The 220-nt window shown below is 77.3% G+C and carries 1 protein-coding gene; it reads right to left on the reverse strand.

Annotated features, from left to right (window positions below; all coding sequences use genetic code 11):
* The coding region (locus tag QWY28_RS24865) for an NAD(P)-binding protein (protein ID WP_300955411.1) at nucleotides 1-145 on the reverse strand (145 nt) is incomplete at its 3' end.
* Nucleotides 146-220 lie beyond the last annotated feature (75 nt).

Genomic DNA, 220 nt, shown 5'->3' on the forward strand with positions numbered 1-220 from the left:
GGGAGTCCCACCGGTGCTGCCAGGCGCCACCGGGCGCGGCGTCGGCGTCGAGCACGACGTGGTCGAGGCCGAGCCGGCGCTGGTGGTGGGAGGCGGACAGGCCGGCCGGCCCGGCTCCCACCACCACCGCGTCGTACGTCCTCACACCGGCAGAACGCCGGAGGTCAGCCCGTTAGTCCGGCCCGGCCGCTCAGCCCGCCGTGGCGACGACCTCGTCGGG

This window comes from Nocardioides oceani (genome assembly GCF_030412965.1).
Classification (GTDB): domain Bacteria; phylum Actinomycetota; class Actinomycetes; order Propionibacteriales; family Nocardioidaceae; genus Nocardioides; species Nocardioides oceani.